The organism is Candidatus Buchananbacteria bacterium CG10_big_fil_rev_8_21_14_0_10_42_9 (assembly GCA_002773845.1).
GTDB lineage: Bacteria > Patescibacteriota > Patescibacteriia > Buchananbacterales > 21-14-0-10-42-9 > 21-14-0-10-42-9.
This window is the reverse complement of the sequence record PEZZ01000007.1, coordinates 1,515-16,938: the sequence shown is the minus strand read 5'-3', so window position 1 is coordinate 16,938 and position 15,424 is coordinate 1,515. Positions and strand designations below refer to the sequence as shown.

At 43.9% G+C, this 15,424-nt stretch carries 15 protein-coding genes and 4 pseudogenes (1 of these 19 running past the window's edge); 2 read left to right on the top strand and 17 right to left on the bottom strand.

Going from position 1 to position 15,424, the window contains the following annotated elements:
* The 3 genes from COT81_01185 to COT81_01175 are packed head-to-tail and all read right to left on the bottom strand — an operon-like array spanning window position 1 to window position 2,001.
* On the bottom strand, window positions 1-498 hold the full coding sequence (locus COT81_01185; GenBank protein ID PIS05377.1) for a hypothetical protein: 498 nt from the start codon (window positions 496-498) through the stop codon (window positions 1-3).
* The gene (locus COT81_01180; protein PIS05376.1) at window positions 482-1,552 is read right to left on the bottom strand and encodes a peptide chain release factor 2; all 1,071 of its coding nucleotides are present in this window, start codon (window positions 1,550-1,552) and stop codon (window positions 482-484) included. The genes COT81_01185 and COT81_01180 overlap by 17 nt, the downstream gene beginning before the upstream one ends.
* Before the next feature lie 50 nt (window positions 1,553-1,602).
* Window positions 1,603-2,001, bottom strand: a complete 399-nt coding sequence (locus COT81_01175) for a hypothetical protein (GenBank protein PIS05375.1) — start codon at window positions 1,999-2,001, stop codon at window positions 1,603-1,605.
* A gap of 116 nt (window positions 2,002-2,117) precedes the next feature.
* Here COT81_01175 and COT81_01170 point away from each other — a divergent pair, with 116 nt between their 5' ends.
* Complete coding sequence (locus tag COT81_01170; protein PIS05374.1) at window positions 2,118-2,675, top strand: thioredoxin peroxidase; 558 nt, start codon at window positions 2,118-2,120, stop codon at window positions 2,673-2,675.
* 58 nt (window positions 2,676-2,733) lie between these two features.
* On the opposite strand, the gene COT81_01165 is transcribed toward COT81_01170, so the two are convergent.
* The 9 genes from COT81_01165 to COT81_01125 are packed head-to-tail and all read right to left on the bottom strand — an operon-like array spanning window position 2,734 to window position 10,126.
* Entirely contained in the window at window positions 2,734-3,114 is a 381-nt protein-coding gene (locus COT81_01165; protein PIS05373.1) for a hypothetical protein, read from the bottom strand.
* 4 nt (window positions 3,115-3,118) lie between these two features.
* The gene (locus COT81_01160; protein PIS05372.1) at window positions 3,119-3,589 is read right to left on the bottom strand and encodes a hypothetical protein; all 471 of its coding nucleotides are present in this window, start codon (window positions 3,587-3,589) and stop codon (window positions 3,119-3,121) included.
* A gap of 30 nt (window positions 3,590-3,619) precedes the next feature.
* Window positions 3,620-5,332, bottom strand: a complete 1,713-nt coding sequence (locus COT81_01155; protein ID PIS05371.1) for a hypothetical protein — start codon at window positions 5,330-5,332, stop codon at window positions 3,620-3,622.
* Between the two features lies 1 nt (window position 5,333).
* The gene (locus COT81_01150) at window positions 5,334-6,536 is read right to left on the bottom strand and encodes a cell division protein FtsZ (GenBank protein ID PIS05370.1); all 1,203 of its coding nucleotides are present in this window, start codon (window positions 6,534-6,536) and stop codon (window positions 5,334-5,336) included.
* Between the two features lie 4 nt (window positions 6,537-6,540).
* Window positions 6,541-7,806, bottom strand: coding sequence for a cell division protein FtsA (gene ftsA / locus COT81_01145; protein ID PIS05369.1), 1,266 nt, complete (start codon window positions 7,804-7,806; stop codon window positions 6,541-6,543).
* Between the two features lie 58 nt (window positions 7,807-7,864).
* A complete protein-coding gene (locus tag COT81_01140; GenBank protein ID PIS05368.1) occupies window positions 7,865-8,233 on the bottom strand; it encodes a hypothetical protein in 369 nt (122 codons plus the stop codon).
* Window positions 8,233-8,670: an rRNA maturation RNase YbeY gene (gene ybeY / locus COT81_01135; protein ID PIS05367.1), complete on the bottom strand. Its 438-nt coding sequence runs from the start codon at window positions 8,668-8,670 to the stop codon at window positions 8,233-8,235. Before ybeY ends, COT81_01140 begins: the two co-directional genes overlap by 1 nt.
* Complete coding sequence (locus COT81_01130; protein ID PIS05366.1) at window positions 8,670-9,656, bottom strand: hypothetical protein; 987 nt, start codon at window positions 9,654-9,656, stop codon at window positions 8,670-8,672. The genes ybeY and COT81_01130 overlap by 1 nt, the downstream gene beginning before the upstream one ends.
* Before the next feature lie 17 nt (window positions 9,657-9,673).
* Window positions 9,674-10,126: a hypothetical protein gene (locus COT81_01125; GenBank protein ID PIS05365.1), complete on the bottom strand. Its 453-nt coding sequence runs from the start codon at window positions 10,124-10,126 to the stop codon at window positions 9,674-9,676.
* Here COT81_01125 and COT81_01120 point away from each other — a divergent pair.
* Window positions 10,113-10,580 carry a hypothetical protein gene (locus tag COT81_01120; protein ID PIS05364.1) on the top strand — a complete coding sequence of 156 codons (468 nt, stop codon included), beginning with the start codon at window positions 10,113-10,115 and terminating at the stop codon, window positions 10,578-10,580. The genes COT81_01125 and COT81_01120 overlap by 14 nt on opposite strands.
* Before the next feature lie 342 nt (window positions 10,581-10,922).
* Here COT81_01120 and COT81_01115 read toward each other — a convergent pair whose 3' ends face one another.
* The 5 genes and pseudogenes from COT81_01115 to COT81_01095 all read right to left on the bottom strand — a co-directional run.
* The gene (locus COT81_01115) at window positions 10,923-11,684 is read right to left on the bottom strand and encodes a hypothetical protein (protein ID PIS05440.1); all 762 of its coding nucleotides are present in this window, start codon (window positions 11,682-11,684) and stop codon (window positions 10,923-10,925) included.
* A gap of 747 nt (window positions 11,685-12,431) precedes the next feature.
* Window positions 12,432-13,406, bottom strand: a pseudogene (locus tag COT81_01110) (hypothetical protein).
* 144 nt (window positions 13,407-13,550) lie between these two features.
* Window positions 13,551-14,444: pseudogene (locus COT81_01105) on the bottom strand (hypothetical protein).
* A 54-nt stretch (window positions 14,445-14,498) separates the two neighbouring features.
* Window positions 14,499-14,711, bottom strand: a pseudogene (locus tag COT81_01100) (hypothetical protein).
* Between the two features lie 681 nt (window positions 14,712-15,392).
* Window positions 15,393-15,424 (bottom strand): annotated as a pseudogene (locus COT81_01095) (hypothetical protein) (it continues 100 nt past the right edge of the window).

Below are 15,424 nucleotides of genomic sequence, written 5' to 3'. Positions count from 1 at the left end.
TTATTTTTTCCTAGCTTTAGGTTTGTGAAAAAATTTAGAAAACATCCATTCGTCTTGTCCCGGGTAGAAATGATGTTTAAGCGCCGCGTCAACTTTAAATCCCACTTTCTTATAAAACGTTTGAGCGAGTTTGTTGTTATAACGGGTTAATAAAAATAATTTTCGCAGCTTGGCGCCAGATCGACGATATTCTTGTTTTAGCTCTTTTTCCAAGACGCCAACAAGCTTGCGGGCAACCCCCTGTCCTCGCCATTTTGGCAATACCACAATATGATCAAGTTCAGCTAAACCATGTTTTGGGCGCCCATGTTTTTTGTAACTAATCAAGCCTATCAAATCTTGACCAACCGAAGCTATCAAATATTTATTTCCCTTAGTAAGCTCATTTAAAAACAGCCGGCGACCTTCAGCCGCGTTTTTTATATTCATGAAACTGAATAGGAGCTTGCCGACTCCCGTGGCGTCTGATTTTTTAGCTTTTCTAATTGTTACTTTCATTAGCTTTAACGCTATGCTCTAAATAAGCTTTAATAAAGTTATCCAAATCACCGTCCAGCACCACGCCAGGATTAGACGTCTCAAAATTTGTGCGGTGATCTTTGACCATATGGTACGGGTGAAGGACGTATGAACGTATTTGATTGCCCCACGCCGCCGGTAATACTTCGCCCCGAGCGCTGTCCTGCTCTTTTTGGCGCTCCTCCATCTTACGTAAAAATAGCTTAGATTTCAAGATCTTAAGCGCGGTCGCCTTATTTTGGGCTTGAGAACGCTCATTTTGGCAACTAACCGTAATGCCGGTTGGTACGTGCACCATGCGCACCGCCGAGTCGGTAGTATTAACGCTTTGGCCGCCCTTGCCGGAAGAACGAAACACATCAACGCGTAAATCTTCATCCTTAATTACTACATCTTCGTCGGTCAACTCGGGAAAAATTGGCACTACTTCAACCAAAGCAAAAGAGGTGTGACGCATTTTCTCGGCGTCAAAAGGCGAAATGCGCACCAACCGATGTGTGCCGGCTTCGGCTTTAAGATGCCCAAAGGCATACCGGCCGCTAACTTCAATTGATACGCGCTTGACCCCAGCTTCATTACCTCGTGCCTCATCTATCACTGTTGTTGCCCACCCCCGCTTTTCACAAAAGCGCAAATACATCCTCATTAACATCTCGGTCCAATCTTGGGCTTCAGTTCCGCCGGTGCCAGCATGGATAGTTAATACCGCATCAGACTTATCATGCTTTCCGGAAAACAATAAAAAGAACTCGCGTTCTTGATATTGCTTGAGCAATTCCTGATATTTACGGTTAAGTTCTTTTTCTAAACTATGATCATCAGCCTCAGCTAATTCTTCGGCCAGGCTTTTAGCCGATTCAATTTCACTGCTTAAATTATCCCAAGCAAGAATATCTTGCTTAAGGTGCTCTGCTTCCTGACTTACTTTAGCCGCCCGAGATTGATCTTGCCAAAAATCCGGAGCCGCCATCTCTTGCTCAAACTTTACTAACCTTTGCTTTAACCCCTCAAGGTCAAAGTAACCTCCGCGCATGAGAGATTTTTTTATCTAAATCTTTCAAGTTAGTAATTAATTCGTTCATTTTATTTCAGCATAGGGGTACAACCCAATTCCTTGTCCCAGGCGGTTTGCGTGACTTGGGGATTACATTGGCAAAATGATCCAAATTTATTCGTCTCCCATTGGCCACCGGTTGTGAGGCATAGTTCACGAGCCTCTAGGTTGGTGCTAATGCGTGATTCAGGAATATAGATACATGATTCAAACACAGGATCAGTTCCGTCTTCATCCGGTTTATAAATAACTTCACAGTGCGGATTAGCAACACATTGCTCTTCAGCTAAAAACCAACATTTGCTAATAGTGAAAATATAATCTTGCACTTTTTTATCCGAAAATCTAGAAAAAATAAAAATAAAAAACAGCGCAAATATCGCGAAAATAAAAAAGAAGGTTAACAAATTGACCGTTTTTTTCTCCATAATCAACTATAAGTATATCACAGATAGGCCGCTTTTAAAACAATATCTGATAGCCTTGCGCAACTTGTGCGACTGCGCTATAATGATATATCAAATTATTATTAATAATATGAATTATGCATCATCAATGTAAATGCCACGCCAACGAGGCGGATTTCCAAGTCGGCCAGCCGGCTCCTGATTTCAGCCTTGACGCTTATGTTGGCGGCGTAGTCAAAAAAGTCGGTCTTAAAGACTATAAGGGCAAGTGGATAGTTCTTTTTTTCTATCCCGAGGACTTTACCTTTGTTTGCCCAACCGAAATTAAAGGTTTCGCCAAGCACGAAGATAAATTTAAAGAAAAAAATGCTGTAGTCATCGGCGCTTCAACTGATTCAGTTCACTCTCATAAAGCTTGGTTTGAAAAAGATTTACAAGAGGTCAAATTCCCAGTTCTGGCTGACACAGCTCACACTTTAAGCCGTAGCTATCATGTTTTGATCAAGGATAAAGGGATTGCTTTGCGGGGAACGTTCATTATTGATCCGGAAGGCGTACTGAAATACATTGTAGTTTCGGATCTCAATGTCGGCCGCAGCGTTGGTGAAACCTTACGTGTTTTAGAAGCCTTACAAAGTGGCGACTTGTGTCCGGTTGAGTGGGAGCCCGGAGAAAAGACTTTAGGCAAAGCCTAACGCAATAAATATAAAAACACCGCCTTGGGGGCGGTGTTTTTTATATGGCTTTTTGCCGCTATTGATTTATATTTAAATTTTTAATCAAGTCATTAATCTGATTATCATTGACTTGGTCGTTTGGCTGAATACTGCCAAAGCCAGGAAAGGAATTAAGCAATGACCTATAGCGATTAACTACATCTTCAAATAGCGGAGGAATATAGATAATCCCCAAAATAATGGGAATAATAATTATAAATATTTTCAAATACCCTTTTATGCGCTGACTAAAAATCCAAGTATTAACTTTTTTGGAATGATGCAAAAGTTCATCCAAGCGGTCTGAATTTTTTTCCACTGCCTCCCGTAAATCTTGCTGCTCGGCCAAAATATCTTCAAGCAGCTCAATTTTCATATCTGACTTTGGCGTTTCTGGTTTTGATTTTATACTGTCCATATTTTTACTCAAATTGATCTGGTGGCTGGATGGATCGGGAGTAAACTAAAAAGATAGTATCCCCGCTTCTCAATTCAATATCCACTACTGAATCGTAAGGCTTCTCGTTGTTAATTTTATAATCCCAATAATGGCCATCGTCACTTCGCGAAGCTCCATCAATACTAATAATTGGCGAGCCATAATAGCCAGAACTTCGTTTACTGTAATCAATCACTAAGGGCAGATCGTTTTCTTTAGCTACGGCCGCTAAAACATCTAAAACTGTCGGGCGATTTGGTAAAACCCTAACGTTATTGTAAGTGTCTACTCGCCCATCAGAATAATCAACTACTAAGGTAACAGAAATATTTTCAATAATATTATTAGCCGATAAATTATATGGCAAAGCTATTAAATCCTGACCTAATAAAAAACCAATAATTAAAAATGCTACCGGGCTGATAACTCTAAGGATTCTCAAATTCATATTCATATTTTACCACACCCAAATACTATTGCCTAATCAAATATTTTTTGCAGTGATAAATGTTTTCTCCAAGCTTTGCGCCACATTACCATAAGTGTCAGAAGATGAAACTTTGAAATAATATGTGGTGTCGGGGAGCAAGTTTGGTAAGCTAAATTTATGTTGCGTAATATAATTACTGTCAGCTACGAGCTGAATATATTCACCGGGCTTCGTTCCAACCTCAACAACACTATCGGCTAACTCATTGGTTGTCCAACTGATGTCAACGGAGCTCCTTCCAATATTATAAACCGTAACCCCGGATAAAAATGGTGATGCTACGTCAAATGCCAAGTTAGTTGTGATAAACGAAAATCCATCTCGGCTTGCGGCATTATTTTCTTCATCGGATGAACTGACTTTGTAATAATAAGTGGTGCCTGGATTAAGGCCTTCAAGCAAGATGGAATGTTTTTGAGATAAGTAACTGCTACTTGTAGCCTTGGTGTAACTGCCTTCTACTAGTCCATACTCGACGATTGAAGTAGCAGGCTCGTTTGTAGTCCATTTAACCCATGCCCTGGTCTGATTAACGCTGGAATGATTAATATTGTATATGGTCGGGGCTTCTTGGTCGTAAGGTGGCGATACACCAGCAGCATAATTAAAAGTACGGAAAACAAAGTCTTCTAAGGAATTTAAATTACTATTAGCGTCGGCCGATTTAATCTTAAAATAATAATTAGTATCCTTTTGTAAATCATTAATTATTGCATTATGAACTGTTGTCCTTTCAGCATCAACATAATTCAAATTATACTCATCAATATTTATGCCGTATTCAACCACCGTTGAAGCTGGTTCGTCGGTCATCCAAGTCACTGACACACTGCCGGGTCCAGCATCAATTATCATTATACTGCTAATCTCTGGCGCCAATTGATCAGCCGCGGTACTGCCATCAGTTATCAAAATACCAAAGTTTATGCCGTTTCCGTAAGTAGGTACTTTGGTTGAAACGACCCCCTTATCAACATTAATTGAAAAAGCGGCTCCCCGCTCAACGTCAATATTGTAATCTAACGCTGATTCAATCGGCGCACCAATAGAATATTGACTAAAAACAGTTTCCGCCATTGGGATAATTCTTGTCTCCCACCGCTCGCCAAACAAAGCGGCGGCCACATCAGCCTTTTGGATGTGGCGCAACACCCCTTGGCTACTAACAGCATACACTTTTGGATCGGCAATTTGCCAAGGCGTATCATTGGTTACTGCTTGCACCAACTTAAGGCCTGGCCGAGCATTAACGTTGCTGGCCAAAGGAAATGATACCACTTCTGCCGGCGATAATGTTTCTATATCGTCAAAATCTGAATACCAGGTATTAAATATCTGAACCGAAGGAAAAACATAGCGTCGATTATCGCTACCTAAAAAATAAATTGAAGCACTATTGCTGGCCTTAATTAAACGTCCGATATTCTTACCCAAAATTTTTGAGCTTACTTCACCACCAATATCCAATTGATTGAATTCCTCCTGGGAGATTATTTTGACAATTGAAAAAGTGTTAAAAAAATTAAAAAAAACATCAACTGAAGGAAAATTATAAATCATATTGTCCGCGCCAACATAATAAAGCGTAGCTTGCTCGTTTAACTTAACCACATCGCCGGAACTGATGGCTTGAACAGAGCCGCCGAAAACAAAAAAACTCCCCCACAAGCAGGAGAGTATTATAATCCTAAAATAAAATTTTGGCATCTTACTTCATCTTGCGCCTGATAAAGGCTGGGATATCTAACTCTTCCGTTTCGTTCATGGACGTCTCTGGTTCTGCTTCTTGTTCCTTAGCCTTTTTCTTAGTCGTTGGCGCCACTTTACGCTGTAATTTTTTTATGCCAAAAATACTTTCTTCTTTTTCTTCTTCAGTTTTTTCCTTAGGCCTTACTCGCTCCTCGACAAACTGTGTCGGTTGATAATTAGCCTCAGCCGCGACTTCACTAAAACCCTCGCGATCGGAAAATCCAGTCGCCACCACCGTTACTCTTATTTCGTCTTTTAAACTCTCATTAATAACCGCGCCAAAAATAATCTTAGCGTTCGGATCGGCCGATGCGGTAATTACTTTAGCCGCCTCGTTGACTTCATTCATAGTCATTGACGGGCCACCAACCACGGTAAATAAAATTCCTTTAGCCCCATCGATAGTCACGTCTAATAAAGGGCTAGTAATTGCCGCTTTAGCCGCCTCGACCGCTCGATTTTCGCCTGACGCTTTTCCAATACCCATTAAGGCGGTTCCGGTTTCTTTCATAATTGTTTTAACATCAGCAAAGTCAACGTTGATGAGGCCCGGTACAGTAATCAGCTCCGCTATGCCTTGCACGCCCTGCCGCAATATTTCATCAACGTATGAGAAAGCTTCAAGTAAAGAAGTTTTTTTATCAATGACTTGCAGAATTCTGTCATTGGGAATCGTAATGATTGCATCAACGCTATCCCTAAGTTGAGATAAGCTACGATTAGCAATATCCATTCGTTGCTGGCCTTCAAATGAAAATGGTTTGGTTACAAAAGCAATAGTCAAAGCGCCCGAATCTCTCGACAAACTTGCGATTCTTGGCGCCGCCCCTGAACCGGTTCCACCGCCAAGGCCACAAGTTATAAAAATCATATCTGATCCGCGTACGTGTTCGCGAATGTCCTCAGCGCTCTCTTCAGCTGCCTTCTCACCAACCTCAGGATTCATGCCCGCGCCCAAACCGCGGGTAACCATTTTCCCAATATGCAACTTTTGCTTAGCTTCATTATTATTTAAAGCCTGAATATCAGTATTAACTGCCACGAAATCAACCCCCCGAATACGAGATTGTACCATCCGATTGACAGCGGCCCCTCCCGAACCACCAACACCAACGACTTTAATTTTAGCAAATGTTTCAATCGCCGGTTTTCTTTCAGCCATAAAATTATTTTGATCTAAATGATTTGAAAATATTCTTGCCTTTTCGAAATAAACCTTCGGCCCGTTTTTTAACTGTGCTAACCGACAACATCTGCTGCCAAGATCCACCGCCCTGCTGTTGGGTAACTTGATTCCCCCATAGCACCAATCCCACAGCGGTAGTAAAACCTAAGTCATTGACTTTATCAACGGCAGAAGTAATGTTAATGGGCTCACCAATGCTGGCCGGTAATCGTAATTTAGTCTTGGCTAAATCTACTACCCCAGGCAACTTGGCGCCCCCACCGGTTAGAATTACGCCTGCCGGTAATTTACCACTTCTGTCTATTTTTTTCAACTCATTATCAACTTTTTCTAAAATCTCTTCGGCCCGGGCGCCGATAATTTCCGACACATAGCGCTTAGAGACCATGTTGCTTTCTTCGCCTTCTAGTTCGCCAATATCAATTTCGTCGCGCTTAGTTAATCCTTTGGCTAAAGCCGCTCCGTGCTCCAATTTTACTTTCTCGGCGGTATCAATGGAAACGCGTAAACCAATCGCCAAATCAGAAGTAATGTGTTCTGAACCAATCGGCAAAACAGCGGTATGCAATATATCCCCTTCTTCAAAAACAACTAAGCTGGTATTGCCGCCGCCAATGTTAACTACTACCGAACCGAGTTCTTTTTGCCGTTGCGTTAGTACGGCCTCCGAAGTTGCCAAAATAGACAGCACCAAATCTTCAATGTTTACAGTCGTGCGATAAATCGCTTTAGTTAAATTTCTAATTTGAGAAGCTAAGCCTAAAATAATTTGAGTATCAACCTCAACTCTAATTCCTGTCATACCAATCGGATCTTTAATCCCCGCCTGCCTGTCAACGGTAAAACTTTTAGGAATAACGTGGAGAATTTCATAATTAGGTGGTGTGGAAACCGTACGGGCCGCTTCAATCGCGCGGATAACGTCGTCTTCCCTAATCTCACCATCCGCCCGTGATACTGCCACCACGCCCTTGCTACTTTGGGAAATGATGTGGCTGCCTGAAATTCCAGCCCACACATCTTGAATAGGCTGGCCGACCATCCGCTCAGCCTTTTCCAAACACGCTGATATGCAAGACACCGCGTCTTCAATGCTGCTAATCACGCCCTTATTAATACCAACGGACTTAACTTCCGCCGCGCCAACAATATGTAAATTATCATCTTGGCCAACTCGCTGGCCCACAACCAAACGTACATTAGTTGAACCAATGTCTAATCCGGCAATAATTTCGTTTCTAGGCATGTAAATTAAATCAAATTATGTATCGGTTAAATATTATTATAACAGACAATAAACAATTTTACGAGCTAAGCTTGGCCGCAATATGTGGCACAAAAATGATCAAACCTATAACTACCGCCCCAACGGTAGCCAATAAGACCGCAGCAGCCATAACATTTTTAGCCTGCTCGGCATAATGATGAATGCGGGGCTGAATCACATCAATCGTTCGTTCAAAAATGGTATTAATTAATTCCATCACTAGCACCATGCCGGATACTAAAAGTAAAACAATCCACTGCCAAGCCGGAAGATTAAAATACAAAGCCGCTAAAATAACTAAAACAAAAATAAAAAGCTCAATCCTAAAATTTTGCTCATGTTGCCACGCCCAACGTAAACCCTGCAAGCCGTAACGAAAACTTTTAAACAATATTTTTGGCTTCATTAAATTTTGGCTAATATTTTGTGCTCCAATGATTCCATAATCATCAACTGTTTTTGGGAATCATGTTGATAGCCCAACAAATGTAACACGCCGTGGATAAAAAACCAAATTAACATCAAATCAAATTCAACTTTCTGCTCAGTCGCCTGATTTTTAATATAACTCCAACACAATACAACTTCACCTAAATAATTTTCGTCCAACCTATCAATTTTTTGTTTAACTTCAGCCTCCGGAAAACTTAAAACATTAGTTGCCGCATTAATGCCGCGGTAAGTGAAATTTAATTTTCTCATCTCTTTTTGCCCAACAATAGCTAAGGATACGTGGCCTGATTTTTTCAAATTTAATTCTCGAACAATTATTTTAACCAATTTGACCCAAAAATCCTTTGGTTTTACTTTTCCAACCTTCTGGTTAACTTCAATTTCAATCATTAAATTGATTTTAAGCTCCTCACCATCATTTCCAAAACATTCGGATAACTAATCACATTATCTGTCCCCAAAGTATAAGTTACAAAATAATATGAACTGGAATTTTCTGCGGGCATAATTATAGCGTTGAGCTTGTCAGAACTTAACAATATAGTATTATTGTTGATTGATAGTTGCTGGCTTTTAGATTGCGGCAACAAATTGAAAAATAATCCAGCCGGTGTCAAATTCGTCGTATTATCGCGAACTTGAATTTCTATCTTACTGCCACCTGGAATAATCACGATGATTAAACGATCGCTTGATGAACGCCTCGGCGCACCCCAGGACTTAGGAATTAAAACTTGATAGCCAATCGTCTCATTTTGAAAAACGTTAACTAAGCCGGCGCTAACTAAATCTTGGGACGAACTAGGGTCGTAACCGTTAAGCACTTCTTCAATATCGCTAAACCCGTCACCGTCGGTGTCGCTATTATTTCTGCTAGACCCAAACAAGACCTCCTCGGGGTCGAGCAGGTCGTCAGCATCAATATCATTCCCAAGCGTCGGGCTGGGAGGTGCGGCAGTCGACGGAGGCGTTGGCGGGCTAGCATTAATGTTGAGATTGGCATTGACATTAATATTACTAGGCGGCGGAGATTGATTCGTGTTAGTCACTGGCGGGGAAACATTTGGCAATTGAGTATTAGCATTGACTTCACTTGTGACATTTTGCGTTGGAGTTGTCGGCGGCGTATTAACTTGCCTTAAAGTTTGCGTCAACCAAAAGCCAAAACCAAAAACTAAAGCCAGCACAACTACTACCACAATCAAAATAACCATTAATTTAGTGTTGGATTGCTTAACCCTTTGGTAAAACTCCTTTGGCATCACATGAATACGCCTGTCTAAATCGGGCGGCAATGTCGTCATCTCAGATTTGCGCCGAGAGCGCTTGGGAGCCTTAACCTTTGACTTCTTTGACTTAGAGTCAATTCCAAACATTTAAATTTTCAGTTGGGTTATTCGGTTTCCAATAATCGACCTGGACCTTTGGGGTCGTAACCGGCCCTAATTTCGTCAGCGTCCGAAAACCCATCGCCATCAGTGTCGGCGTTATTAGGGTCGGTCTTAAAAATTTTAACTTCATCGCGATCATACAACCCATCGCCATCCGTATCAACTTTGGTTGGGTCAGTGCCGTAAGTACTTTCTTCCTCGTCTGTCAAACCGTCACTGTCGGTATCCACCGCAATTGGCGGGGCGGGCTCAGAAGGAGTCGGTGGGGTAGGCGTAGCCGCATTGACATTTGTATTACTATTTACATTGGCTTGATTATCTGGTGTCGGAGAAGTAGTTTGGGCAGGCGTTGTCACATTCGGCTCATCCGGTAAAGTCGCGCCAAAAAATCTTAAATACACAAAGTAACCAGCCACCGCTAATACGACTACACCCAACACAATGCCTAATATCACTAATATAATTCTACGGCCACTGGCTTGCGGTTCGGCTTCAATCGGCGGCGTTGGTATCGGCGGACCAGCCCTATTCGGATCGACCGGACCGTCAGAAGTTAAAACTTTTGGCGAAGCAGGTGTGGTTGACGGTGGAGTTTTATCTACGCCAGATAAAATATCTTCCGCCGTACCGCCGTCTGATGGTTCTGTTTTAGGCGATGAACTTGGCGAAGTTGAATCAGTGGGAGGTTTAAGCGCGGGCGGAGGCGGCGGTGGAGTTAAACCGCCTGACGACGGGGATGAAGGCGCGGGCGGAGGCGGAACAGGAGAAGCTGGTGGGGTTGGCTGTTTTGAGTCAGCTGGCGGAGGTGGCGGTGGAGGGCTTGGCATAGCAGCTAGCGTAGAGGGCGGTGTTGGTGTTGGTGTCTTGGGTGGGCCCGGCATTAATGGGCTAGCCGAACCTGGCGATTGACCTGCCTCGCCAGATAATGGCTGCGTTGGAACTGGGATTGGAGATGATACTGGATTAGGCTGCCCCCCTGACTGCTGCAATTGCTGTGATTTGTCATCATCAAACATATTCGTATATTATTATTTACTTTTTATTGACGACGTAGGGCGAGAGAAAAGAAAATGCACACATTTTCTTTTCCGAGCCGAGCCTGCCTGTCCGGTAGGCAGGGAGTCATCACAGGGTACATACCCGCCGTTTGCGGCGTCTCCTCCCAATCCTCCATACGGAGGATTGCGGATCTATGGTTTCCCCTGGGGTTCCTACCCTTTATAGTATAACGCATTTAGCTCATAAATAAAACTAATTGACACTCACAACACTGTAAAAAGTGCTAGGGCTTGATTGATTGTTATATTCTGTTTCAATCCAATCGGCAGACCGAACGGTTTGAGACATTCTAATTTCGTCCATGCCGCCCCCGAAGCGGTTGGTCGTCACATTTTGCTGGGCAGCTACTCTCAAAGAACCGTTGTAAACACCCGATGCCAGGTCACTGCTATTTACCGTATCCCAAAGCTGCCCATTCAGATAGAAAGAAACGGTACCATTATTAAACGTCGCCACAAGGTGGCTTGCAATGCCTGGAGTTAAAACCAGCGAGCTTTTGGCAAACCCGGCCGAGTTGGCAAGCCCAAGCCGCGGTTGGCCATTATCAATCCCGTACCAAAATACGCTACCAGGTCCGCCGAGATCAAAAAATCCATTATGTTGGGAAACAATTGGGTCAAAGCCAACGATAGTATCAAGATTAACCCAGGCTTCAAAAGTCATCTGCGCCAACCCTTGCATTTGCGAAGTCACGCCATAGTCAATGTATCCGCCGTTAAAAACATACGCGCCGTTAATGCCAACGCCCGGCCCCAAAGAACCATTAGCGGTACCGTTCGCCACATTCCCGGTTGAATCGCTATATGACGAAGTATCCATGTGCCACACTGCGGTGTAGTTGCTATCCCACACCAAGGTCGCATTTTCTTGTGATGCGGTAATAGCCGAATTGCCGTAGAACATTCGCAGTTCAGTATCGGCATTTGATGATAGTGCTGGCACACGAACCCACATCACGATCTTTCCGGTTGCCGGATCGTATGATTCAATTTCGTGATTTAGTAAAATATTATTCTTGGTCGCAAAAACTATATCGTAACCGTTGCTATTTGTAACCTGCCCGCCATTGGCGACGGTTCTCAAATCAGCGTTTGTTAGGTTGATTAGCACCGGAAAGTTTTGCTGGTCACTAGGCACCTTGCTGCTATCCACAATTATTTGCTTAAGGTGGCTGTAGCCGGCTAACGATTCAATCACGCAACTACTGGAACATCCATCGCCGTTGGTACCGTTGCTATCGTCACATTGTTCATTGCCGTCGTTAAGCGACCCGCCCGTACCGACTTGGTTCGGCGTTTGCTTAATGCCGTCGCCACAATAAGTTAAATTAACTAAGGTGCACGAACCGCTACAGCCTTGGTTCACTCCAACGCCATCAGTGCCATCACATTCTTCTGTCCCCTGTTTAACGCCATTACCACAAAGCTGCACGGTGGAACCACAATCTACCGCGCACTGTCCAGGCTGGCCATTGAGGACGCCATCATCACAAATTTCACCATTAGCCGAATCGGTGTTGCCATCACCACAGTATGGCCCGGTACTTGAAACATTAGTACAACTTGACCCACAAACCGTACACGTTGCTTGGCCGTATGAGCAGCTTTCGGTAACCGTATTACCATCATCACATTGCTCGGTTCCTTCTTGCGTACCATTGCCACACACTTGACTGGCCGAACACACGCTTGGCTCACCGGTACAAGAATATCCTGATTCAATGGTACAGCTTGTGCTACAACCATCGCCGCTAGCGGTATTGCCATCGTCACACTGTTCCAAGGTGCCGCTACCAGATCCGCCGCCGGTACGACAGGTAGCGTCCTTACCAACAAAGCACGGATCGGCACCTGGACCACCCTGCCAGCTATTATCAATTTGCACTTCGCCTGAAATATTACACGAATCGTAATGACCGTTAATAGTGTTACTGCCGGCAATTCTGGTATTCCTTAGAACTTGAACATTAGTCGCATCACAGTAACCACCAGCGTCTTCACCAAGGAGATATTGCGCCCACTGCGAATTTTCAAAAATATTATCGGCTATGACTGTGTTTGGTGTATTAATCCAAGCACTCGCCCCATTTCTAATATCAATGAAATGGTTGTACTGAATCAGTCGTGACGGTGCGGAACCATTACCATGTTTATCTCGCACACCGTAATCAACATCGCCAATATCATTACCTATTACGTAATACGCTCCCGTTCCGCCAAATGATTCAACCCCCGCGGCCTGCGGCTGACCGCTGGTATGAACGACGTCATAAATTAAATTATTCTCAACTAAGATATTATTGCCGCGATTTATGTAAACACCCGCGCCATTATCATCAGTTCTGACATTATGAATAGTATTATTGGTAACAGTAATGTTATTGGTGTTGGCGTTATTGTATCCAACCATAATACCGGCTACAAACCCGCCTTGTAATTCTAATCCATCAATTGTCACGTCGCTAGCATTTTGAATGTAAAAGATGGAACTAACCCAATCGTTTTCACATAAATTTTGAGTGGAATTTGACGCAATAATCTTTGGGCTTTCGCCAGGATATGCCTTAACAGTTACTCCCGACTTTGGTTTTAAACAATTATATTGGGTGCTCCCGACTGCGCCATAGGTGCCATTTCTAAGATAGACAAAATCCCCGGCTGATGCGGCATTAATCATCGCTCTAAGTTCTCCTGGACTCGCTTCCGTACCTGTGCCAGTAGCCCCTGGGGCGGCGTAATAGCAAGTACCACTTAACGCCTCACAGCCTCCGCCGCTTCCTCCACCGGTTGAATCAATGATGCCGTTACCGCATTGGGCCAAAGATTCAATTTGACAGCTGGAGTCGCAACCGTCTCCACCTGTAGTGTTACCATCGTCACATTGCTCGCCTGGCTCTAAGGTACCATTACCACAAGCCGGTCCGGTAGGAACATTTGGCACGCAACCAATTCTATTTTGAGAAATCACAAATGAATCAAACAGCCGGTCCTGTGCCACTGGTGACCCTCCGCCCCAATAGGTTTCTAACATCACGCCGTTCAAACCGTAATTTGACCAAGAATTTACCCAATCAAGGTTTGTATGGCTTGTTTGCTGTACGCCATCAAGCCAATACTGGAATTGGCCGTTAGTTTGTCCCGCATCGTTTAGCTTAATGCGCCCCTCAATGCAATGCCACTGATTGGAAAGCATCGGGTCGTTACCGATTTGCAGTCCAAGCCAGTTATAATTATTGATATCATTCCATTTAGTCGTGACAACATTGCCGGTGCTATCAACGCCGCTTGCCGGATCGGTTGAAAGATATGGGGAATTAGTGCCGCTACTCCAGATATGCCCCATCATCGCGTTTGGCCCCCACGGATCACCCGACGCCGTGATAAAGGCGCGCGAACTCTTGTCCGGCCAGCCTTGAAACCCGGCCGGATTATCGTGCTTAACATAGTAGCGCCAATAAATTTGACGGTAATCTTGCGTGTCAAACTGCGGTCCGCTTTGATAATTATTGTGATTAAATGGCGCCCGGCCAAACCCGCGGCGTAATGTTCCGGGTGAAATATCACCCACACGATAATGCGCTTTGACCGAATTAGAACCATTCGCGCCATCAGTTGATATTACCGCTAGCGGCGTTGAATCTGGCGGATCATAATAAATATCGGTGTATTTTTGATTCAAAGTTAAGCTGGTATCTTCAAAATCGTCACACCACATCCAATCCGGATGCACAGTTTGCCAATTATCACATTCGTTTAGAGCAATATTTACGCTTTCATTTTGGCAGGCACTGGAACAGCCGTCCCAATTATTAGTATTACCGTCGTCACATTGCTCTCCGCTACCCAAGATGCCGTCACCGCAAACCGCCACCGACGATCCGCCTTGGCTAACAGGAGCGCCGCAAGTTGGGCCAACGCTATAAATATGAGCGTTATCAGAATACATTTCAAAAGGTGTATTTACGCGCGCGGTTAATGTCATCTGTACTGTGTCAAAACTGGTAATTCCTGATACAATGGTAGGGCCATATGAATCCAAAGCTAAGTTATCGTCAATGTAAACCTTGACGTTACCGGCACTACCTTCAGCTACATACACAACGGCAGTAAATTTAAACCACTTATCTTTGGGATAAACATAATCCCCTCTTTCTACCCCGTATGGACCAAGCTTGTCGCGGTTTACTGTTACCCGATACGGGCTATCTTCAATCTGCAATCTAAAGCCAGGATTGCCTGATTGAGTACTGTCCTCAAAATCCATCACTGTTACTCGGCCAGTGGAGCTACTTGGTATATAATACCAGACCTCTGAAACTACTGTATCGCCCCGCCTAAAGTCAAAACCTTTGCGAGCGACCATGGCTTTACTCGTGCTGCCGCCATCTTCAGCTTGAGCGAACGGCACATAACTTCTGGCTGATTTTGTTCCGTCTTGAACAATGGATTGATTCACGCTAATACTAGCTGGACTTGGATTTGGGTTATTTTGCACCGGTTTAACCAACTTATATGTCCAGTTCGGCCCGGCCGGCTGTCCGCCAACTTGACCGTCCTTGCAGTCATTAAGGCCGCCGGTGCAGTTCTCAAAACTATGCGACCAATTACACGCCAAGCTGGTTGAAGCCGAAGGCGATGGAACTCCAGGTGGCGGCCCGCTGGTACTTTCATTTTGACACGCGCTGGAACAACCGT